14 protein-coding genes and 4 tRNA genes are annotated in these 21,238 nt (G+C 44.9%); 11 read left to right on the plus strand and 7 right to left on the minus strand.

Going from position 1 to position 21,238, the window contains the following annotated elements; all coding sequences use genetic code 11:
* The first annotated feature begins 68 nt into the window (after positions 1–68).
* Positions 69–2,576: a ribonucleoside-diphosphate reductase subunit alpha gene (locus tag HQ43_RS02745; RefSeq protein ID WP_036789373.1), complete on the plus strand. Its 2,508-nt coding sequence runs from the start codon at positions 69–71 to the stop codon at positions 2,574–2,576.
* A gap of 78 nt (positions 2,577–2,654) precedes the next feature.
* On the plus strand, positions 2,655–3,698 hold the full coding sequence (locus HQ43_RS02750) for a ribonucleotide-diphosphate reductase subunit beta (RefSeq protein WP_036789375.1): 1,044 nt from the start codon (positions 2,655–2,657) through the stop codon (positions 3,696–3,698).
* Between the two features lie 104 nt (positions 3,699–3,802).
* Here HQ43_RS02750 and HQ43_RS02755 read toward each other — a convergent pair whose 3' ends face one another.
* Positions 3,803–4,441, minus strand: coding sequence for a hypothetical protein (locus HQ43_RS02755; protein WP_036789376.1), 639 nt, complete (start codon positions 4,439–4,441; stop codon positions 3,803–3,805).
* Positions 4,442–5,340: 899 nt separating this feature from the next.
* Between HQ43_RS02755 and mtaB the strand changes: the two genes are divergently transcribed.
* The 5 genes from mtaB to tpx all read left to right on the plus strand — a co-directional run bounded on the left by mtaB (position 5,341) and on the right by tpx (position 10,075).
* On the plus strand, positions 5,341–6,666 hold the full coding sequence (mtaB, locus tag HQ43_RS02760) for a tRNA (N(6)-L-threonylcarbamoyladenosine(37)-C(2))-methylthiotransferase MtaB (RefSeq protein ID WP_036789381.1): 1,326 nt from the start codon (positions 5,341–5,343) through the stop codon (positions 6,664–6,666).
* The gene (locus tag HQ43_RS02765) at positions 6,656–7,630 is read left to right on the plus strand and encodes a lysophospholipid acyltransferase family protein (RefSeq protein WP_081964523.1); all 975 of its coding nucleotides are present in this window, start codon (positions 6,656–6,658) and stop codon (positions 7,628–7,630) included. Before mtaB ends, HQ43_RS02765 begins: the two co-directional genes overlap by 11 nt.
* On the plus strand, positions 7,614–8,642 hold the full coding sequence (locus HQ43_RS02770; RefSeq protein WP_052103054.1) for a glycosyltransferase family 2 protein: 1,029 nt from the start codon (positions 7,614–7,616) through the stop codon (positions 8,640–8,642). The genes HQ43_RS02765 and HQ43_RS02770 overlap by 17 nt, the downstream gene beginning before the upstream one ends.
* A gap of 4 nt (positions 8,643–8,646) precedes the next feature.
* Positions 8,647–9,477, plus strand: coding sequence for a hypothetical protein (locus HQ43_RS02775; RefSeq protein WP_036789387.1), 831 nt, complete (start codon positions 8,647–8,649; stop codon positions 9,475–9,477).
* A 97-nt stretch (positions 9,478–9,574) separates the two neighbouring features.
* On the plus strand, positions 9,575–10,075 hold the full coding sequence (tpx, locus tag HQ43_RS02780) for a thiol peroxidase (protein WP_036789788.1): 501 nt from the start codon (positions 9,575–9,577) through the stop codon (positions 10,073–10,075).
* Positions 10,076–10,636: 561 nt separating this feature from the next.
* On the opposite strand, the gene HQ43_RS02785 is transcribed toward tpx, so the two are convergent.
* The 4 genes from HQ43_RS02785 to HQ43_RS02800 all read right to left on the minus strand — a co-directional run bounded on the left by HQ43_RS02785 (position 10,637) and on the right by HQ43_RS02800 (position 11,200).
* Positions 10,637–10,709 (minus strand) — tRNA-Gly (locus HQ43_RS02785).
* A gap of 134 nt (positions 10,710–10,843) precedes the next feature.
* Positions 10,844–10,918 (minus strand) — tRNA-Val (locus HQ43_RS02790).
* A gap of 40 nt (positions 10,919–10,958) precedes the next feature.
* Positions 10,959–11,033 (minus strand) — tRNA-Val (locus HQ43_RS02795).
* 92 nt (positions 11,034–11,125) lie between these two features.
* A tRNA-Val gene (locus tag HQ43_RS02800) sits at positions 11,126–11,200 on the minus strand.
* A gap of 240 nt (positions 11,201–11,440) precedes the next feature.
* Between HQ43_RS02800 and HQ43_RS02805 the strand changes: the two genes are divergently transcribed.
* Positions 11,441–12,415, plus strand: a complete 975-nt coding sequence (locus HQ43_RS02805) for a polyprenyl synthetase family protein (RefSeq protein ID WP_052103038.1) — start codon at positions 11,441–11,443, stop codon at positions 12,413–12,415.
* On the opposite strand, the gene HQ43_RS02810 is transcribed toward HQ43_RS02805, so the two are convergent.
* Both HQ43_RS02810 and HQ43_RS02815 read right to left on the minus strand, forming a co-directional pair.
* Positions 12,375–13,529 carry a hypothetical protein gene (locus HQ43_RS02810; RefSeq protein WP_036789391.1) on the minus strand — a complete coding sequence of 385 codons (1,155 nt, stop codon included), beginning with the start codon at positions 13,527–13,529 and terminating at the stop codon, positions 12,375–12,377. The genes HQ43_RS02805 and HQ43_RS02810 overlap by 41 nt on opposite strands.
* Positions 13,530–13,541: 12 nt before the next feature.
* Entirely contained in the window at positions 13,542–15,260 is a 1,719-nt protein-coding gene (locus HQ43_RS02815; protein WP_036789393.1) for a DUF349 domain-containing protein, read from the minus strand.
* Between the two features lie 1,128 nt (positions 15,261–16,388).
* Between HQ43_RS02815 and HQ43_RS02825 the strand changes: the two genes are divergently transcribed.
* The 3 genes from HQ43_RS02825 (at position 16,389) to pckA (ending at position 21,083) form a co-directional block, all read left to right on the plus strand.
* Complete coding sequence (locus HQ43_RS02825; RefSeq protein WP_036789398.1) at positions 16,389–18,248, plus strand: 2-oxoacid:acceptor oxidoreductase subunit alpha; 1,860 nt, start codon at positions 16,389–16,391, stop codon at positions 18,246–18,248.
* Between the two features lie 4 nt (positions 18,249–18,252).
* Positions 18,253–19,278, plus strand: a complete 1,026-nt coding sequence (locus HQ43_RS02830; protein WP_036789401.1) for a 2-oxoacid:ferredoxin oxidoreductase subunit beta — start codon at positions 18,253–18,255, stop codon at positions 19,276–19,278.
* A gap of 194 nt (positions 19,279–19,472) precedes the next feature.
* Entirely contained in the window at positions 19,473–21,083 is a 1,611-nt protein-coding gene (pckA, locus tag HQ43_RS02835; protein WP_036789405.1) for a phosphoenolpyruvate carboxykinase (ATP), read from the plus strand.
* The last annotated feature ends 155 nt before the right edge of the window (positions 21,084–21,238 follow it).

The following is a 21,238-nucleotide window of genomic DNA, read 5'->3' on the forward strand; positions in this document are numbered from 1 at the left end:
TTGTTTATCTTTGTAGCTGACTAAATGATAAATAAAACAATGATATTCTGATAACACCATAACGAAAAATGAAAATATTAAAACGGGACCGAACAGAGGAAGATTTTACGCTGGGTAAGATCTCGAACGCTATTCGTCGTGCTTTTGTCGCTTGCGGGGAGACCATGCCTGAAAAGGAGATTGAGGTCATTTGTAAAGACATCGAGGCTGCACTGCAAGACCGCCGAGAGGTGGATGTTGAAACCATACAGGATATGGTCGAAAAGGCTTTGATGCAAGCCGGCTACTATCAGGTGGCGAAAAAGTACATTCTTTACCGCGAGAAGCGCAGTGAGTTCCGTGAAATAATCAATAAGTTCAGCAAGACTATCTCGGATAATGGTGTCATCAGTCTGTTAAAAGATATTCAGGCAACGTTCCAGATGAAGGCATACTCTTTGGACTTTCTTTATGCGAAGTATCAAGCTTTCTACAAAGAGCAGGCAAATACATTGGAGATCCTCACTAAGGCAGCGGTGGAGCTTATTACTCCGGAAGCACCAAACTGGGAGTTTATCGCTTCTCGTCTCCTTCTGCTTCAGATCGAACGCTCTATCATAGAGGAGGAGAATAAGCTCTATATCGACTCTTTCTATGGTAAGATCGCTTATTTGACGGATCAGAATCTGTACGGAAGATATATCCTCGAAGGCTATACCAAGAACGAGGTCGAGGAGTTAGGCAGATATATAGACCCCTCACGCAATCACCTGCTCACATATAGCAGTTTGCACCTCATCTCCAAGCGTTATCTCATTACGGACAACAGCCATAGCTTGTTGGAGCGTCCGCAAGAGATGTTCATGGGAATCTCTATGCACTTGGCTTTGCCGGAGAAAGAGAACAAAGTAATGTGGGCTAAAAAGATATATGACATCATAAGCAGGCTGAAGGTAACCATGGCAACGCCTACGATGAGCAATGCAAGAAAGCCCCTCAATCAGCTTAGCAGCTGTTTTGAAGATGTCATGCCTGACAGCCTTACCGGTATCTATCGCACGATAAACAACTTTGCTCAGGTCTCCAAATTCGGTGGCGGCATGGGTATATACATGGGAAAAGTGCGAGCCATCGGTTCCGACATACGTGGTTTCAAGGGTGTAGCCGGAGGAGTGTTGAAGTGGATCAAGCTGTGTAACGATACTGCCGTGGCTGTCGATCAGCTTGGCATGAGACAAGGATCCGTTGCGATATATCTCGATATATGGCACAGAGATATGCCGGAGTTTTTACAGATCCGTACTAATAACGGAGACGACAGAATGAAAGCGCATGACGTCTTCCCCGGAGTGTGTATCCCGGATCTTTTCTGGCGTATGGTGAAAGAAAATATCGAGGACAACTGGTACATGATGTGTCCTCACGAAATACAGGCAATCAAAGGCTACTCATTGGAAGACTATCACGGCGAAGAGTGGGAGCGCAGATACAAAGATTGTCTCAATGAATCTCGTATAAGCAAGAGACCTATTAAGGTGAAAGACATGGTACGTCTTATCATCAAGAGTGCTGTGGAGACCGGAACACCGTTTATCTTCAATCGCGATACCGTGAACCGTCTCAACCCGAACAAGCATCAAGGTATCATCTACTGCTCTAACCTCTGTACGGAGATTGCTCAAAATCAGAGCGAGATAAAGGAGGTTAAAGTATCTGTTCGGACAGAAAACGGTCGCGAAATCATTACAACCGAAACAGAAGCCGGGGATTTCGTAGTGTGTAATCTGGCTTCCCTTGTTCTTGGCAACATCGACACAGAAAATAAGCAAGAGCTCCAAGAAGTGATTCATACCATAGTGCGTGCGTTGGACAATGTCATAGACCTCAACTTCTATCCGGTTCCTTATGCCGAGATCACCAACTTGAAGATGCGTCCTATAGGCTTGGGTACGAGCGGTTATCACCATCTGTTGGCACAGAAAGGCATCAAGTGGGAGAGTGCAGAGCACCTCAGCTTCATGGACAAGCTCTATGAGCAGATCAACTATTACGCGATAGAAGCATCATCACTGCTTGCCGAGGAGAAAGGCTCATATCTTCGCTTCCCCGGCAGCGACTGGCAGACAGGAGAGTATTTCCAGCTTCGCAAATACGATTCTCCGGATTGGAAACGCCTTGCATCCGATGTTGCACGCAGAGGAATGCGCAACTCCTATCTTCTTGCCATAGCTCCCACAAGTTCTACCTCTATTATTGCCGGTACTACGGCTGGTATAGACCCTGTCATGAACCGCTACTTCCTCGAAGAGAAGAAGGGTAACATTGTCCCTCGTGTGGCTCCACAGCTTTCGGACTCCACTTTCTGGCTCTACAAAACAGCTCACCAAATAGATCAAGAGTGGGTAGTGGATGCAGCAGCTGTCCGTCAGCGTCATCTGGACCAGTCCCAGTCCGTCAATCTTTTCATTACTCATGATTATAGCTTCCGTCGTATTTTGGATCTTTATTTACGTGCATGGGAGTCCGGCGTGAAGACCTTGTACTATATCCGCAGTCGCTCTTTGGAAGTAGAGGAGTGTGAAAGCTGCTCAGCATAATCTTCTCCCTTTTAAGATCGGGACGGATATAGATATTCGACTAAATTATTATCAACATCAATATTAACTTATAACAGTATGTCCGAACTAAAAAAGAAGGCTCTATTCAACGAGCATGGTGACGTAGAAGTAACGAAACGCAGGATGATAAATGGCAATACCACTAATCTAAATGACTTCAATAACATGAAGTATCCTTGGGTTGCGAACTGGTATAGACAGGCCATGAACAACTTTTGGATACCGGAAGAGATCAATCTTAGCCAGGATGTGAAAGACTATCGAGAGCTTTCACCTGAGGAGAAGATGGCTTATGACAAGATTCTTTCTTTCCTTATTTTTCTCGACAGTATTCAGACAGCCAATCTGCCCAACGTTGCAGAGTATATCACTGCCAACGAAATCAATCTCTGTCTGACCATCCAAGCCTTTCAAGAAGCCGTTCACTCTCAAAGCTACAGCTACATGCTGGACTCTATCTGCTCACCCGAAGAGCGTTCGGCTATCCTGTATCAGTGGAAAGATGATGAGCATCTGCTCCGCCGCAATAAGTTTATAGGCGATATATACAACGAGTTTCAAGAGAATCAGAGTCCGCAACAGCTACTAAAGACTATGGTGGCAAACTATATCCTTGAAGGGGTTTACTTCTATTCCGGATTCATGTTCTTCTACAACTTGGGACGCAATGGCAAGATGCCGGGATCCGTTCAAGAGATCAGATACATCAATAGAGATGAGAACACACACCTTTGGCTGTTCCGCTCCATGATCCTTGAACTCAAGAAAGAAGAGCCGGAGCTTTTCACTCCGGAAGCTATCGAACTCTTCCGCGGGATGATCAAAGAGGGAGCGCTTCAGGAAATAGCATGGGGAGAGTACGTTATAGGAGAGAATATCGAAGGTCTGACCTCTCAGATGGTAAGCGACTACATCAAGTATCTTGCCAACTTGAGAAGCGAGAACTTGGGCTTCGGTGTTCTTTTTGAAGGGTACGAAGAAGAGCCGGCAAGTATGAACTGGGTATCTCAGTACAGCAATGCCAATCTTATCAAGACCGACTTCTTTGAGGCTAAACCGAGTGCTTACTCCAAGAGTGGCGCTATTGAAGATGACCTTTAATAAATCTTCCTGTCGAAACAGAACCTAAAACTCACAAAACGAAAAAGCCGCACCGAGAAATCCTCCGGTGCGGCTTTTCTATTTTATCGTATAGTATCAGGCTTTTACATCGTATATCCGATACTGATATAGGGTGTGAATCCCCACTCGGAAGCGAAGAACTTTGTGCCGAGTCCTTGTAAAAGCAAGAAGTTTCCTCCTACTCCCAATGTAAAGCCATAGTCATGCGTATAGCGATAACCCACTCTGATGTAAGAGTGTGAAGCAAATGAAGAAGGGTTTGCTTCTCCTGTCAAGATCTCTTCGGCCTTGATTGCATCCCAATCTTGGAAATAGTTGACCTTTTTTGAGAACCAGTCGAGAGCCGTACCTATACCCATTTCTCCTGCGTGGTTATAGCTACCAAGCAGAAAGTTGACCTCGCCTCCCAAAGACACCTCTTGATGCTGTATGGGAAGATGTCCTTTGCCAAGTTTTGAGAAGTTGATGTGATAGGTCGAGAACTGATATGCCTTTTTCGGAACGGCAAAAAGTCCATAGCCGAGGAATGTTCTGAATCCCAATACTCTGTTTGCCACGAATGCCGGTCGGTACTCGTAGGACAATTCGAGTCCCTTACTGCCTGTACCAAATCCCACTTGGAATGTTTGCGTTGGAACATTGATGCTCTGAGCAGAGAGAGAGTACGATGCTCCTAACAATAGAATGGCTGAGACGGAGCGGAAAAACGTGCGTATGTTCATATCATTAACTGTTTGTTTTGTCTCTTTTGGGTATAAATCCTGTTTTCGGATCGGGACAAAGATAAATAATAAAATTAAGATGGGCGAACGGGGTTGGGAGTCCTCTTTCTGGCAAGAGCTTTTATATAAAAATGCTCTCCTCTCGGAGGAGGATCGGAAGCCCTTAGGGTTGTGAAATTTTTGGAGAGAATAGAATAGATAAGAGTGTAATTGTCTTATGGTCAGTATTATATGTAAAATCGTAAATTTGCGAACAACTCTCCTCTTGCACGCTTTCAGGGGCTGTTTTCGAGTTAATAAATATAGAATTTCAACCTGTTTCGTCTGAATTATTGTTAATGAAGAAATCCCCTGTTTTCCTTCTCCAAAAGGGCTGTTTTATGCTAATCTTTTGATAAACAGTACTATGTGTGAAAATTCTAAATACTTTAATTGAATCCGGTAAACGTATTAAATGAAATCGGTAAATACGTTTATTGATTTCGCTTAATACTTTAAGCCGACAAAATATACTGCTTTAGCGTTTTGAGTAAACCTGCATCAAAAATCGTGTTAATAAAACAGCCCGAATTTAACAGTTCGGTCANACAAAATATACTGCTTTAGCGTTTTGAGTAAACCTGCATCAAAAATCGTGTTAATAAAACAGCCCGAATTTAACAGTTCGGTCATGCTCTGAAAACACCCCCTCCGATCAAAATAGAGAGACCGAAAAAAGTGAGCATTTTTCGGGATGGAATATATAAAAATGAGGGTATGGAAAAATCGGTTTCAAAGGAGAAAAAAGAGGAAGATGCTCCTAAAGTCAGTGGCTCTTTGCTGTGTCGGTATGCGTGTGAAAATCGTTATCTTTGCCCCTTGAAAGCGAAATCATATTCGCGAACTATTTTAACACCAAAATGATAGACAATAGTATATTTGAATACAAAACGGCTGCTTTCTTTACGCTTGGGTGTAAGCTCAATTTTGCTGAGACATCGGCGATCGGGAGAAGCCTTTTAGAGGTGGGGATACGTAAAGCCCGTGAGGGAGAAGTGCCCGATATCTGTGTGATAAATACCTGTTCTGTTACCCAGTTGGCAGATAAAAAGAGCCGACACGCTATCCGAAAAATACATAGAGACTACCCTAATGCACGGATTATAGTAACGGGTTGCTATGCCCAGCTGAAGCCCGAAGAGGTCGGAGAGTTGGAGGGTGTGGATATGGTGTTGGGTACGGATCAGAAGATAGATTTGGTCTCTTACCTTGCGCAGATAGACCGTGCAGGAGATACCGCAAAGGTGATAACCTCGGCTACGGAGAACATCGTGGAGTTTGCTCCATCTCTCTCTTCGGAGGGGCGCACCCGTCACTTCTTGAAAGTGCAGGACGGATGCGACTACAAGTGTTCCTATTGCACCATCCCGAAAGCCAGAGGCAAGAGCCGAAACGGATCCATACAGAGCATCGTGGCTCAAGCCGAAAGTGTGGCGCGAGACGGAGGTAAGGAGATTGTCCTTACGGGTGTAAACGTGGGAGACTTCGGGCGTAGCACCCAAGAGAGCTTTATAGATCTCATCAAGGCATTGGATGAAGTGGAGGGGCTAGACCGCTTCCGAATATCGTCCATAGAGCCTAACCTCATCACGGATGAGGTGATCGCTTTCGTGGCTCGATCCAAACGTTTTGCTCCTCATTTCCATATTCCGTTGCAGAGTGGAAGCGATGAGGTGCTCAAGCTGATGCGAAGAAGATACAATACCTCCCTTTTCAGACATAAGGTGGAGGAGATCAAGCGACTGATGCCGGATGCTTACATCGGAGTGGATGTCATTGTCGGCTCAAGAGGAGAAACGGCAGAAGCGTTCGAGGCATGCCGCTCTTTCATCGAGAGTCTTCCCATATCCCGTCTTCATGTGTTCAGTTACTCCGAGCGTCCCGGCACCATGGCTCTGAGCATAAAGCCGGTGGTGGATGCGAAAGAGAAACACAAACGGAGCAAGACACTCCTTGATCTTTCGGATATGAAGCAGGCACGCTTCTACATGGAACAAGCCGGCTCTGTGCGCAGACTGCTGTTGGAAGCCGGTGATGATGAGAACTATCTGTACGGATATACCGAAAACTATATCCGCTTGCGTATCCCAAGAGAGCAGGTGGCAAGCTCCGAGGGAGAAATCATTAAAGTAAAAGTGGGGGAACAGGTGGAAAGCGAAGAACTCGCAGAAGGTTATGTGTGCTGATAAGAAAATATCTTTCGGAGGACGGTGTCTGTGGTGGCTCTTTCGGTTGGTTGCCTTGGTTCCAAGAGCCATACTTTATGCAATCTCCGATTTTCTCTCTTTGTTCCTTTACAGAGTGGTGCGTTACAGATATGGCGTAGTCTTTTCCAATATCCGGAGATCATTCCCGGAGAAGAGTCTCAAGGAGCAAAAGCGGATTGTGCGAAACTACTACCGCTATCTTGTGGACCTGGCTTTGGAAACCATGATGTTCTCTCGTTTTACGGAGAAAGAGATGCAAAAATATGCGCGCATCACCAATCCCGAAGTGGTGGAAGCCATCTATGCCGAGGGGCATCACCTTACATTTGTTTTGATGGGGCATACCGGCAACTGGGAGTGGTTCAGTGGATCATCCGTCTTTTTCAGAGATATAGATATATACGAGCTGTATAAGCCGATGAAAGGAGCGGTAGAGGAAGTGATGCTTAAAAATAGAGAGCATCTGGGTACTCGCTGTCTGGACAAAAACAGAGCGCCTGTCTCTATTATCTCTTTGAACCGAAATCGCGAACATCGAAGCAGTGTGGTCTTCCTTGCAGACCAGACCCCCTCTCTGCCCAATGCTCATCTTTTTTCTACTTTCTTGGGACAGACCACTGCGATGTTTACGGGTGCGGAAAGGCTTGCCCGCAAGCTCAATATTCCGATGATATTTTTGGATGTTCGTCGTAAGAAGAGAGGCGTTTACGAAGCAACCTTTTCGCTCATAGCCAAAGCACCTCAAGATCTTCCATGGGGCGAGGCTACACGCCGTTATATGCTCGGTGTGCAGCGTCGCATAGAGCATCAGCCGGAGATCTGGCTCTGGTCTCATAAGCGGTGGAAGCATACTCCGGAGTCGGTTGCATCCCTTTTGGGAGAAGATGCGGTAACAGTATTTACGGATGAGATAAACCATGTGGGAGATGGAGAAAAGCAGTAAGCCGATAGCGGTAGTGATACTCAACTGGAATGGTGTACAGATGTTGCGAGAGTTTCTACCCTCGTTGATTGAAAACACCAATCCGGATTTGGCGGATATTGTGGTGGCAGACAATGGTTCGCAAGACTCTTCTCTCCGGATCGTGAAAGAGGATTTCCCATCTGTGCTGACACTCGATCTCAAGAAAAATTGGGGATTTGCAGAAGGATACAATAGAGCGATAGCGGAAATCGACTATCCCTATATACTGCTTCTTAATAGCGATATAGAGGTTACTCCGGGCTGGTTGGAGCCTCTTTGGAATCGTATCCGGCAAGATTCGGATATTGTTTCCGTCCAACCTAAAATACGCTCTTATCGTGAGAGATCTGCCTTTGAGTATGCCGGTGCAGCGGGAGGACATTTGGACTTGTTCGGCTATCCGTTCTGCCGTGGCAGGATATTTGACACCATAGAGAAAGACTTAGGGCAGTACGATACCCGGGAAGAGGTGTTTTGGACAACGGGGGCAGCAATGCTGGTTAGAAGGGATGCTTTTTTGAGTTTGGGCGGTTTCGATGATCGTTTTTTTGCGCATCAGGAGGAGATAGATCTCTGTTGGAGGTGGCTTGGAAAAGGGTATAAACTCTGCTGCGAACCTCAATCGGTGGTTTATCATGTAGGTGGAGCATCTCTTTCGGCAGAGAATCCGTTCAAGACTTTTCTTAACTTTCGGAACAATCTGCTCATGCTCAAGAAAAACCTTCCAACCGGAAAGAGGATTGTCGTTTTCGCTATAAGACTGTTGCTTGATGCTCTTGCTGCGGTTGTGTTTGCTCTTTCCGGAAAGCCGAGAGATGCCGTTGCCGTACTGAAAGCATGGGTCGCATTCTTGAAGATGAAACCCTTAAAAACGAGCTTGCAACTCACTTCGGAGGAGAAGATGATAGCGTATCGGAAGCTTCATCCATCCTCTATATTATGGGCATATCACATTGCCCGAAAACAGAAATATTCGGATCTAAAAGTATGATATTATGAAGAAGATTTCCCTATTGACACTTTTACTGCTGCTCTTTACAGGCTGTACCTCGGAGAGTAGCAGGCAAGCAAACTCGTTGGTAGAGGCTGCACAACAGGCTTTGGATGCGGGTCTTCTTGAGGATGCTACGATTTTGGCGGATAGTCTGCACCGTACATTCCCAAAAGAGATTGCTGCCCGAAAAGCCATGGAGCCTATCCGAAAAGAAGCAATAGACCGTATCTGTACACGAGATATGGCTTATATAGACAGCCTCAGACCTATCAAACTGCAAGAGATAAGCGCGATGGAGAAGGAGCTGTTCACGAGAATAGAAAACAAAGAGTTTGCCGATGAGACGCTCTTGCGCTTCAAAGGCTTTGATGGCATCACTTCTCCCTCGGCTCCATTCCTGGATGTGTACATCAAGGAAAAGGATATGAAGATTCAGCTGATCTCCGGATGTGCCGCTCCCGGTAAGGGATATGGTCATACCGGATTCCTTGTGGTGGATGAGAAGAGCGGGCTTGAGTTCCGTTCGGATGAGATAGAGTATGACGGCGGAGTCAATTACTGTTTTACGGATGGCGGTATCACTTACGAGCGGATTACTTATCCGGAGAGCAATGTACTTGAACTGGCAGCCCTCTTAGGCTCTATGGAGACCATGCCGGGTAAGATTAAAGTACAACTTTTATCTCCCAAAGGTAAAGCTCCATCTTTTACACTCTCCTCTGCTGCTATGGATGCCATAAAAGGTTGTGGCAGACTCATCCTGCTCAAAAAAGAGATGGAAGATATGGAAAAACATTATACAAGAACCCAACAACGTCATGCAAGCATTTAGAAAACACGGATTGGTCGTATCGCTACTATTTTGTACATTTGTAATGGCTATCGTTCCGATGGCCGTATCACAACTACCAAAAACAACACAAAAACGTATGAGTCAAGTAACATTAAAAGGTAACCCAATCCGTCTTCAAGGCGAAATGGTAGCCGTAGGAGCAATGGCTCCGGACTTTGAAGCAGTGAAAGTGGATCTTTCTACTGTGAAACTTTCAGATTATAAGGGCAAGAAAGTAGTTCTCAATATTTTCCCAAGTATAGATACAGGTGTTTGCGCTCAGAGTGTAAGAACATTCAACAAGGAGGCAAGCAATCTTGAAAATACAGTGGTGCTTTGTCTTTCTAAGGATCTTCCTTTTGCCATGGCAAGATTTTGCGGTGCGGAAGGTTTGGAAAATGTAGTGCCTGCATCTCTTTTCCGTGCAAAAGAGTTTGACGCAGCATACAACCTTCTTATGGTTGAAGGCCCATTGGCTGCTCTTACAGCAAGAGCGGTGATCGTCTTGAACGAAGAGGGAAAAGTGATTTACACAGAACTTGTTCCTGAAATAGCACAAGAACCGGACTATGCTAAAGCAATAGCAGCTTTGAAATAATCCGAACAGACCTATTTTTTCTCCGGTAACAGAGAGGAGAATCCATATCAAGCAGCCCTGCACATTGTGTAGGGCTGCTTGATATGGATATATACCGGCTTGTTATATCCTTTATTTTCTGTTGAATAATGGTATTGGATTAAAAATAAATGGAAAGAGTGAATATATAAAAGGGATGCCACAAATCTCTCGATCCGTGGCATCCTACTAACAACTTGTATAAAAAACGAAAGTAATCTCCAGAGGAGAGACCTTTAGAAGCCCTCTCCCGGAGATTCCAATGCCGCGAACTCACGTCCTGAGCATTAGAGCGAAATACTGTCCCTCTGTTACGAGGATTGTATGTGTATATTATATCTTCCTTTCAGAGCGTTTTTCTTCCTTATACAAACACTTGCTTGTGAGAAGAAAAACAAGAAAGAGTGATGTTCTATGAGAAGTCAACTACAAAGATAGCAATTGAAAAAGAGATTTGAAAAAGAAGCTTAAATATTCTTTTGCCTTTTTTGCACAAAAAAACAACGCCCTGAAACTTCAAGGCGTTATTCTTCTTTTTTCTTGAGCGGAAGACGGGACTCGAACCCGCGACCCTAACCTTGGCAAGGTTATGCTCTACCAACTGAGCTACTTCCGCAATTTTTTGTCTTGAAAAGAGACCCTCTCTTTTCGACGTTGCAAAGTTAAGAAAAACTTTTTATCAACCAAAAGGTTTCATAAAAAAACAAGAATCATTATTCCTGATAACTTTCTTGTCTTTCAATTAACCTGTGGGCCCTAACGGATTCGAACCATTGACCCCCTGCTTGTAAGGCAGGTGCTCTAAACCAGCTGAGCTAAGAGCCCGATCACGTCTCCTTATCTTTTTATCCGGAAGTGTTGGTTGTGGGCCCTAATGGATTCGAACCATTGACCCCCTGCTTGTAAGGCAGGTGCTCTAAACCAGCTGAGCTAAGAGCCCGAAATATATTTCGGTTTCCGTATTCAAAGAGAGCATCATCTTCACCGAAGTAAAGAGAGAATGCCAAACATGAAGAACGTGAGGAATAAAAGTGGGCCCTAACGGATTCGAACCATTGACCCCCTGCTTGTAAGGCAGGTGCTCTAAACCAGCTGAGCTAAGAGCCCCAATCTTATTACTACATTATAGCAATTTGTGAAGAATTTCAGAGTAGATCCTTAAACGGGTCTGCTGTGTGGCATCGCTATGCCGTGTAAATTCTGTGCAAAGATATACTTTTTTTTCGATACGGCAAGAGTACACCTTCTTTTTCTCTTACCATAGCCACGTTACGCATTAGTTTTATTATATTTGAAAGCTAAAACAAGGGCAGAGAGACGCTCTGTCCATATCACATCAATAAAGCTTTGAAAGAAATAATCTCTTCCGTAGAGCGTGAGCTCGCTCTCTTTACAACCAGATATATGCAGGCGTTGGATAGTGGATCTACTACACTTTCCTCCGCATTGGAGCATCTGTATGCCTCTATGGGTAAGCAGGTTCGTCCGGCTATTTTATTGCTCACCGCCAAGTGCTTCCGGCCGATCTCCGATCCGATACTGGATGCTGCCGTGTATATCGAACTGCTTCATACGGCAACGCTTATCCACGATGATGTTGTGGATAACACTCCCAGACGTAGAGGTATTCCGGCGTTGCACTCTATCATGGACAACAAGGCGGCAGTTCTGGTTGGAGACTATCTTTTATCTACGAGTCTCTATCTTGCGGTCAAGAGCAATAGCATGGCTGTGCTGGACGTTTTGATGGCTTTGGGGCGTGAACTTTCCGAAGGAGAGCTTTATCAGCTCGATTTGGCACACACCGATGCGCCTACCGAAGAACAGTATCTGAACATCATAAAGAAGAAGACCGCTTATCTCATAGCTTCTGCGATGAAGATCGGAGTGTTGCTATCCGATGTTACGGACGAGGAAGTGATAGATAGGATATTCCATGCAGGTATTCTGTTGGGCTATGCTTTCCAAATAAAAGATGATATTTTCGATTATCAGGAAGCCTCTTCAAACAAAGATTTGGGTAAGCCTGTCGGAAATGATCTTCGTGAACATAAAGTAACCCTTCCTCTTATATACGCATTGGAGAAAGCGTCCGATGCAGAGAAATACAGGGAGATCCTCAAAGAAGAGAAGCTTTCGGACGAACAGATTACCACTCTTATCTCTTTTGCAAGAGAGAATGGCGGAATAGAGTATGCCCAGCAACAGGTGGACAGATATATTGCCGAGGCAGTGGCGATATTGGAGCGATTCGTCCCTGAAGGGGAGGCAAAAAGAGATCTTATAGCCCTTTGCCACTTTGTTGGGAGTCGGAAACGCTAAGCAGGGCAAGGAATTGGGTCTTATCATCAACGGGGAGCAACGGTGTTGTTCCCCTTATTATTTTTCCTCCCTCTATGATTGCCGACTTCTGTATGGCAGATACGTACTCCAATGCTTCTCCCTCTTTGGGAAAGTAGACTATCTTGTACGTGCCGGATGTGCAGTAATCGGAGAGAAACAGAGCAATATGTCCCATCGTAGGACGAATATTCAGCTCTACACAAGGGTGGAGTCTGATCTCATTATTACTCATACTGTATCTCATGGCATCCACTCCCAAAAATCCTTCATAGGTATCAAGAGCCGGAACAGAGGGGAGAGCTTGCCGGATGATCTCTGCCAGATCTTCGGCGTTGTCGGACTTCAACTCCGGGCTGACCCTGTTCCCGATATATCTACCTCTTTCTGTGATAAACTCCGAACGTCCAAGAAACAGAAACTTTTCCTCACTCTTATTGGAGCTGTAATACTCGAAAGCCATATCTTTTTCCTTTTCGAGAAAAGGTTCTACGTATAGCTCCCCTTGTTTTTTTAGAAGCCCTGTGAGAGAAGAGTAGAGATAATCCTCTCGGTTTATCCCTTTTTCCAAGAAAAAGACCCCTCTGCCCGAAGAGGAGTAAGGACTCTTTATCACTTTCGGCGTATTGGTCCGGAGCTCTTGCTCCAATTCATCCTGCGTGGAGATGGTTTTGAATGCTTCCCTCGGAAGTCGAAATCTCTCCGGATAGCTATCCAGCAGAGCATCAAGCAGTATATAGCTGCTTTTTCTGCTGCCCCAAAGGCGCATCTCATCCATTGATGGAATACTTCCTATATTATAAGGAATGTCATGCAGATCCGGACTCCAACCCCATGGGAGAAGGTTGTACTGCTTCTCTTTTCGGGGCAACAGCTCCGAAACAGGCGTTCCGCATATCGGCATTTGTGCATTCTTCCATCTTTCGAGACAAAAAGAAAAGAGAGAATCCCCACTTTTTGCTCCCAAGTAGAACGGGAGCAATGCAAGGTCTTCTCTCATCTTTTGAACCTGCTTAGGAGGGGTATAGCCTCCTCGCAAGTGCGGTAGAAGACTCTCTTCATACCCCGGATTGAATACAAAGAGAGTACTACACATCTTGTTTATGCCTTATCCTTTAAGAGCCTTTTGGAGAGCTTTTCTGCGTTCTGTAAGTCTCTCTATCTCTCTTTTCAGGTTGTCCATCTTCTTTATAACGGGAGCCAGTAGGGCATCTTTGCCGCTTCCCGATGCGCTGAAGAAGCTGAGGTTGTTTTCGTATTGCTTCAACTCATGCTCCATCTTCTCAAGCAGTGTGTTGAGGCTTCTTATTTCGCCGTTGATAGTGTCGTTGTCCATCTCCTCTATCGGAGTGCTGTAACGAGGACCCGAGTGGCGACCTTTGCCCGGCTCTCCCTTGTGGGCTTTTGCCTGAGCCGCTCTGAGCGCAGAGTAGAAAGCATCATTGATCTCATCTTTATGCTTCGCCGGAACAAGCCCCACCTTAGACCACTCTTCCTGCAACTCGGCAATGCGTTCTGCCAACTCTTCCGGAGAGAGTTCGGAAGCAGACAGGCTCTCCATCTTGGAAGCTATCTCTCTCTTCTGTTTCAGGTTGGCTTCTCTTTTTGTATTACGATCTTTCAGGTCTGCCTGCTTTCTGTCGAAGAAGTGATTGCAGGCTGCCTGGAAGGCGTGCCACAGCTTGTTTGCCTCCGCACTCTTTACACCGAGACCTCCAAGCTCTTTCCACTCTTTTTGCAGATCCATCAGTTTTTGGCTCGTAGGTACCCAATCGGTGCTATCTTTAAGGGCTTCCGCTTTTTCGAGAAGTTGAGCATACTTTTCCAGATGCTTGTCGATCTTTTCTCTGAACATCTTTGCGGATGTCCGTCGTTGTGCAAAGAAGCTGTTCGTAGCCTCTCTGAATCTCTTATATATCTCTGTATTGTTTTTTTTCGGAACCGGGCCTATGGTTCTCCACTCTTCTCTCAGTGCTTCGATGAGAGCAGCTGCGGCTTTCCACTGTTCGCCCGTAGAGGGGAGAGGATTAAGGATGGCTTCAGCCTTTTCGCACAAAGCCGTCTTCTTCTCAAGGTTTTTCTTCTCGTTTTCTCTCCTTTTTTCAAAGAAGGAAGAGTGGTTTTTGTTCACGATCACAGTGGCATCCTTGAACTCTTTCCACATGGGTTCTCTGAGATCCGGAGCTACCGGGCCGGTTTCTTTCCACCTGTCGTGAAGAAGCTGGAGAGCATTAAAGGCAGATATAGGATCATCGCTCTCGCTTAGCTTTACCGCTGCTGCGATGAGCTGTTCTTTGATCTCTTTGTTCTTTTGGAAGTCTAAGTCGCGAAACTCGTTGGTAAGATTCTTAAGCTCATAAAACTCCTCCATCAGCTTGGAATAGCGAGAAAGATACTCGGACTTCACTGTCGGGTCTACCTCTCCCAGTGCATCCCACTGCTCTCTGATGCTGTTGAACTGCTGCTTGATGACAGACATATCTTCCGTTGAGGAGAGCAACTCCTGCATCCGGTCGAGGAGCTTGCCTTTCTCTTCCGTATGCTTACGAATCTCTTCACGAATGCGCTCTTGCTGAACCGCACGAACCTCTTTATACCTTGTCAGGATCTGCATATACCGGAGCACCGCTGCTTCGTTTTCCGAACCCTCCTGTCCATCGGCAGATGGGGTTAGGCGGTAGTAGTAAGCGGATAGTCTGTCTGCATCTTCACGGGAAGGTACTTCGTTAGCATTCAATAGCTCCTCCATTCGGTTGGCTATCTCTTCTATGCCTATGCTTGCTACCTCATTATCCTGAGGGAGCATATCTTCTTTCTTTTCTTCCATGTGTTACCGTTTAATTATAAAGAGTGATATGGTTCTTACTTGCAAAATAAATGAAAAAAATGGAGACCGCAACACTTTAACGCTGTTTTGATGCAGGCTCTGCTCGTCGGAGCTGTCTGTTTTCAAGGGTGTTGCCGTTTTTCTGTCTGTTTCTGTCGGTTTTTCCTCTTGTTGTTTGTGTCTCTTATTGTTGTTGCTTACGGCATCTGTTCTCATTTTTCCGATGAGAGTCGGGTGTGCTAAAGAGCTTTAGTACATATATAAGGTATGGTAAACGTATTGAGATCTGTTCGTGAACCTTTTCAGATGTGAAAATCGTGTCTTGACTTCTGCAACTCATGTTTTGATTTCTGCAAGTCAAACCCTGATTTTTGGATTTCAGGCTTTGATGTGCAGATCCGAAAGGCTTTAGAGCAGGTTTTTAACGGGATAAAACCATCTTCTCAACCTGTTCAGACACTGTTTTAAGCTCCTGTTTTTGTGGTGTGATCACTATCAAATGTAGTGGTTGTGATTTTTTATTGTTTTGAAACAAACTATATGATTTCTCTTGAAAGTGGCGAAATATCTACGTTTCTGCTTGCTCGTCAAAATAAAATTGTTACTTTTATGCTCTTTTCTCCCGAAAAGATTTGCATATTAAAAATAAAGTCCTTACCTTTGCATCGTGGTTTTTTCATAATAGTATTAGATTTAAGGTTAACAAAGATGGTTAGGGGATGTCGTGAGACATCCTTTAATTTTTTATACCAACCCCATTTCTTTCCGGGAGATTCTCCTCTTTTCTGCTGCGAGAATGTTTTTCTTCAATAATATTTGAATTTTCAATGAATTAAATAGTAACTTTGCATCACTTTGAAAGAGAAACAAACGATTACATTTTACTATTATAGCATCTTTCTGTTGTAGTCAGCCTTTGGTCGTCTGATCACTTCTTCGAATTGTCCACGATGTGGAGAGTGTTTTGGTTGAAGTTGTACGTAAAGACCGCCTGGAGGATGACCCTCTGAAAAGAGAGATAAAGAGGGGTGTTTGGGAGCATTACGAAAGGAATAGCTAATAATTTTGAAAATACTGTGCAAACTCACTACATTTGCACAACATTCAACACATTAAAAACGTAACATTATGGACAAAAACCCGGATGTTTTGGTTGTAAAGGATATAGTGGTGCGCTTCTCCGGAGACTCCGGAGACGGAATGCAGCTCACTGGCAACCTTTTCTCCGATCTTGCCGCAATACTCGGCAATCAGATCTCAACGTTTCCGGACTTTCCGGCAGAGATTCGTTCTCCTCAAGGTACTCTCAGCGGTGTTTCCGGCTTCCAGGTTCACCTTGGAACGGATGCTGTTCATACCCCCGGAGATTTAGCAGACTGCCTTGTAGCAATGAACCCGGCTGCACTAAAAATCAATGTTAACCAAATTAAGAAGAACGCAATCATCCTTTGCGATTCGGACTCTTTCACCCCGGCAGACTTGAAGAAGGCAGAGTATGCCACGGAAAATCCATTTGAAGAACTCAAATTGACGCAAGCGCAGATCATGGAAGTGCCCATCTCTTCTATGACTAAAGAGGGGCTCAATGAGTTTGACATGGAACCGAAAGACAAGTTGCGCTGTAAGAATATGTTCGCTTTGGGATTGGTTTGCTGGCTTTTCGGAAAAGAGATCGACCATGCAGAGAAACTCCTTGCAAAGAGATTTGCGCGAAAAGAGAAGGTTCTTGCAGCCAATATAAAGGCTCTTACAGATGGTTATAATTATGGTGCCAACACTCACGCATCGGCGATGACTTACCGCATAGAAGGTAAGACGGGAGAAAAGGGGCACTATATGGATATAAATGGTAATAAGGCTACATCTCTCGGATTGGTTGCAGCGGCTGAGAAAGCAGGTTTGAAGCTCTTCCTTGGTAGTTATCCTATTACTCCGGCTACGGATATCTTGCACGAGTTGGCTAAGTTGAAGCATCTTGGTGTAAAGACTGTTCAGGCTGAAGATGAGATTGCAGGTATCTGTACTGCCATAGGTGCATCTTTTGCCGGAAACCTTGCCGTAACTTCCACATCGGGTCCCGGTCTTGCTCTAAAGAGTGAGGCAATGGGCTTGGCGGTTATGACAGAGCTTCCGCTTGTGATCGTGGATGTACAGAGAGGCGGTCCTTCTACGGGGCTACCGACCAAGTCGGAACAGACAGACCTTCTGCAGGCACTCTACGGACGCAATGGCGAAAGCCCTATGCCGGTAATAGCTGCCACATCGCCTTCGGACTGTTTTGATGCTGCATTTGAAGCGGCGAAGATTGCTCTCGAACATCTTACTCCGGTGATCCTTCTTACAGACAGCTATATCGCAAACGGTTCTTCCGCTTGGCGCATTCCGGACTTGGACAAATATCCTGAAATCAAGCCTCCTTACGCTCCTACTCATTACAAAGGTGCGTTGGAAGATTGGAAACCTTACAGAAGAGATTCCGAAACACAGGTAAGATATTGGGCTGTTCCGGGTATGGAAGGCTATACTCACCGTGTGGGCGGTCTGGAAAAAGACTATAACACCAGTGCAATATCCACCAATCCGGACAACCACCAACGTATGGTGCTTACTCGTAAAGAGAAAGTAGAACGCATAGCAGATACGCTTCCTATACAGAAAGTTCAAGGTGATGAGAACGCAGATCTGCTTGTAGTGGGTTGGGGAAGTACAGCCGGACACATATATACAGCTTGTGAAACACTTCGCAGAGAGGGTCATAAGGTTGCAATGACTCAGTTTAAGTATATCAATCCTCTGCCTCGTAATACAGAGGCAGTCCTTAGAAAGTATAAGCGAATAGTGGTCATCGAGCAGAGCTTGGGTCAGTTCGCTCAATATTTGGGAGGAAAATTCCCGATGTTGGATATACATACACTGAACAGAGTGAAAGGACAGCCATTCAAGGTGTGGAGATTAGTAGAAGAGTTAAAAACCTATTTAAACGCTTAAACGAATGGATACTAAAGATATTGCAACGACCAAATACGAGGCAAAAGATTATAAGAGCGCGCAAGCAGTACGTTGGTGTCCCGGATGTGGCGACCACGGTGTGCTTGCAACCATACACAAAACAATGTCGGAAAGAGGTGTGGCGCCTCACAATACCGTAGTGGTTTCCGGTATCGGCTGTTCTTCTCGTCTGCCTTATTACATGAACACTTACGGCTTTCACTCTATACACGGTAGAGGTGCAGCCATTGCAACCGGAGTGAAGACCGCAAATCCCGAACTCGATGTCTGGCTTATAACAGGAGACGGAGACTGTCTTGCCATCGGTGGTAATCACTTCATCCATGCGGTGAGACGGAATGTCAACATCAATATCGTGTTGTTCAACAACAAGATATATGGTTTGACCAAAGGACAATACTCTCCTACATCTGCACGTGGATTCGTTTCCAAGAGTTCCCCGATGGGTACAGTGGAAGATCCGTTTATACCGGCAGAGCTTGCTCTCGGTGCTCGCGGACGTTTCTTTGCCCGTGCATTGGACGTGGATATGAAGATGATGCAGCAGTGCATGCTTGCAGGAGCCAATCATGAGGGTACTTCCGTAACCGAAGTGCTTGTAAACTGTGTGATATTTAACCATGGTACTCACCGCGATTATTCGGCAAAAGAGGTTCGTGCAGACCGTACCATCTACCTCGAACATGGTAAAAAGATGATCTACGGAGCGGATAAGAATAAAGGTCTTGTACTGGATGGCTTGCGTCTTAAATCCGTTACAATAGGTGAAGATGGCTATACGGAAGACGATATATTGGTTCACGACGCACATTGTAAGGATGATACCTTGCATCGTATGCTCGCAATGATGTCGGATGATATGCCTATCGCTTTGGGTGTGATCCGTGATGTCCCCGATTTGATCTACGACAGAGAGGTGGAACGTCAGGTGAAAGAAGCACAAGCTAAGACCGATATACACACGCTTCAAGCCCATATGTACAATATAGCCGGCTGGATCAATGAATAAATTGACAATAAATAAGTAGGCTTATTTATTGGTCAGTAGAATAAATCTAAGTACCTTTGCTCAAGGAGTCAGAGATGACAATTCTTCTTGAGTAGAGGTACTTTCTGTTTTGGTCTCCATTATCGTAATCCACTAAATGAAATTATTGTAGTATATAGTAACACACAACATCTAAATATTTATAATCTAACATTATGGCAAAATTAGATCTATCAAAGTATGGCATATCCAATGTCAAAGAGATTGTCTATAATCCTTCTTATGATCTGCTTTATGAAGAGGAGACAAAACCCGATCTTCAAGGTTTTGAACGCGGTCAAGTGACAGAGCTTGGCGCAGTAAATGTGATGACAGGCGTTTATACAGGACGTTCTCCAAAAGATAAATTCTTCGTGATGGACGACACAACCAGAGATACTATCTGGTGGACTTCTGAAGAGTATAAGAACGACAACAAACCTATCACCAAAGAAGCGTGGGATGAACTTAAGAAGATAGCATCAAAGGAGCTTTCGGATAAGAGACTCTTTGTTGTCGATGCTTTCTGCGGTGCGAATGAGAACAGCCGTCTTAAACTTCGCTTTATCATGGAAGTGGCATGGCAAGCTCACTTTGTTACCAATATGTTTATTCGTCCTACCGAAGAGGAACTTAAGAACTTCGGTGAACCGGATTTTGTGATCATCAATGCTTCCAAAGCAAAGGTGGACAACTATGCCGAACTTGGTCTTAACTCGGAGACAGCAGTGGTATTCAACCTTACAGAGAAGATTCAAATCATCCTTAATACATGGTATGGTGGTGAGATGAAAAAAGGTATGTTCTCTTACATGAACTATCTTCTTCCTCTAAATGGCATGGCTTCAATGCACTGCTCTGCAAATACCAGCATGGATGGTAAGGAGACTGCCGTATTCTTCGGATTGTCCGGAACAGGAAAGACAACACTCTCTACCGATCCTAAGCGCAGACTTATCGGTGATGATGAGCATGGTTGGGATAATGAAGGTATCTTCAACTTTGAAGGCGGTTGCTACGCTAAGGTTATCAACCTAAGCAAGGAGAACGAGCCGGATATCTACAACGCTATCCGCCGTGATGCTTTGTTGGAAAATGTTACAGTGGATGCGAACGGAAAGATCGACTTCGAGGATAAGAGTGTTACCGAAAATACACGTGTATCTTACCCGATCTATCACATCGAAAACATTGTAAGACCAAAGTCGAAAGCAGGACATGCCAATAAGGTGATATTCTTGTCGGCAGACGCATTCGGAGTATTGCCTCCGGTTTCTATCCTTACTCCGGAACAAACCAAGTACTACTTCTTGTCCGGATTTACTGCCAAACTTGCAGGAACAGAGCGTGGTATCACAGAACCAACTCCTACATTCTCTGCTTGTTTCGGTGCAGCATTCCTCTCTCTTCACCCAACAAAGTATGCAGAAGAGCTTGTGAAGAAAATGGAGCAGTCCGGTGCCACAGCCTACCTCGTAAACACAGGATGGAATGGTACAGGAAAGCGTATCTCTATCAAGGATACAAGAGGAATCATCGATGCTATCCTTGAAGGATCTATCGATAAGGCTCCAACCAAGAACATCCCAATGTTCGACTTTAAGGTGCCTACCGAACTTCCGGGCGTAGATCCTAAGATTCTCGATCCGAGAGATACTTATGCAGATCTTTCCGAATGGAATAAGAAGGCTGTTGATTTGGCAGAGCGTTTCCAAAAGAACTTTGTGAAGTTTACAGGTAACGAAGTCGGTAAGGCTCTTGTGGAGGCAGGACCGAAATTGAAATAATACTTCGGAAGAAGTAATGCAGATATTGTTGAGGGCTTATCTCTTATCAGACAGCAATTGATAAGAGGTAGGTTCTCAACTTTTTATTTAGATCCCTTAGTAAGTCTTTTAGTACCTGTCCGTGAATAGAATGAAAGAGTCAAATAGATTCTACT

Source organism: Porphyromonas canoris, from assembly GCF_000769115.1.
Classification (GTDB): Bacteria; Bacteroidota; Bacteroidia; order Bacteroidales; family Porphyromonadaceae; genus Porphyromonas_A; species Porphyromonas_A canoris.

What these genes read in the sequence shown, in the direction of transcription:
- HQ43_RS02755 (WP_036789376.1), bottom strand. Translation starts at nt 4,441, where the DNA reads ATGAACATACGCACGTTTTTCCGCTCCGTCTCAGCCATTCTATTGTTA.
- HQ43_RS02815 (WP_036789393.1), bottom strand. Translation starts at nt 15,260, where the DNA reads ATGGAAGAAAAGAAAGAAGATATGCTCCCTCAGGATAATGAGGTAGCA.
- HQ43_RS02775 (WP_036789387.1), top strand. Translation starts at nt 8,647, where the DNA reads ATGAAGAAGATTTCCCTATTGACACTTTTACTGCTGCTCTTTACAGGC.
- HQ43_RS02765 (WP_081964523.1), top strand. Translation starts at nt 6,656, where the DNA reads ATGTGTGCTGATAAGAAAATATCTTTCGGAGGACGGTGTCTGTGGTGG.
- HQ43_RS02825 (WP_036789398.1), top strand. Translation starts at nt 16,389, where the DNA reads ATGGACAAAAACCCGGATGTTTTGGTTGTAAAGGATATAGTGGTGCGC.
- tpx (WP_036789788.1), top strand. Translation starts at nt 9,575, where the DNA reads ATGAGTCAAGTAACATTAAAAGGTAACCCAATCCGTCTTCAAGGCGAA.
- mtaB (WP_036789381.1), top strand. Translation starts at nt 5,341, where the DNA reads ATGATAGACAATAGTATATTTGAATACAAAACGGCTGCTTTCTTTACG.
- HQ43_RS02810 (WP_036789391.1), bottom strand. Translation starts at nt 13,529, where the DNA reads ATGTGTAGTACTCTCTTTGTATTCAATCCGGGGTATGAAGAGAGTCTT.
- HQ43_RS02745 (WP_036789373.1), top strand. Translation starts at nt 69, where the DNA reads ATGAAAATATTAAAACGGGACCGAACAGAGGAAGATTTTACGCTGGGT.
- HQ43_RS02750 (WP_036789375.1), top strand. Translation starts at nt 2,655, where the DNA reads ATGTCCGAACTAAAAAAGAAGGCTCTATTCAACGAGCATGGTGACGTA.
- HQ43_RS02770 (WP_052103054.1), top strand. Translation starts at nt 7,614, where the DNA reads ATGGAGAAAAGCAGTAAGCCGATAGCGGTAGTGATACTCAACTGGAAT.
- pckA (WP_036789405.1), top strand. Translation starts at nt 19,473, where the DNA reads ATGGCAAAATTAGATCTATCAAAGTATGGCATATCCAATGTCAAAGAG.
- HQ43_RS02830 (WP_036789401.1), top strand. Translation starts at nt 18,253, where the DNA reads ATGGATACTAAAGATATTGCAACGACCAAATACGAGGCAAAAGATTAT.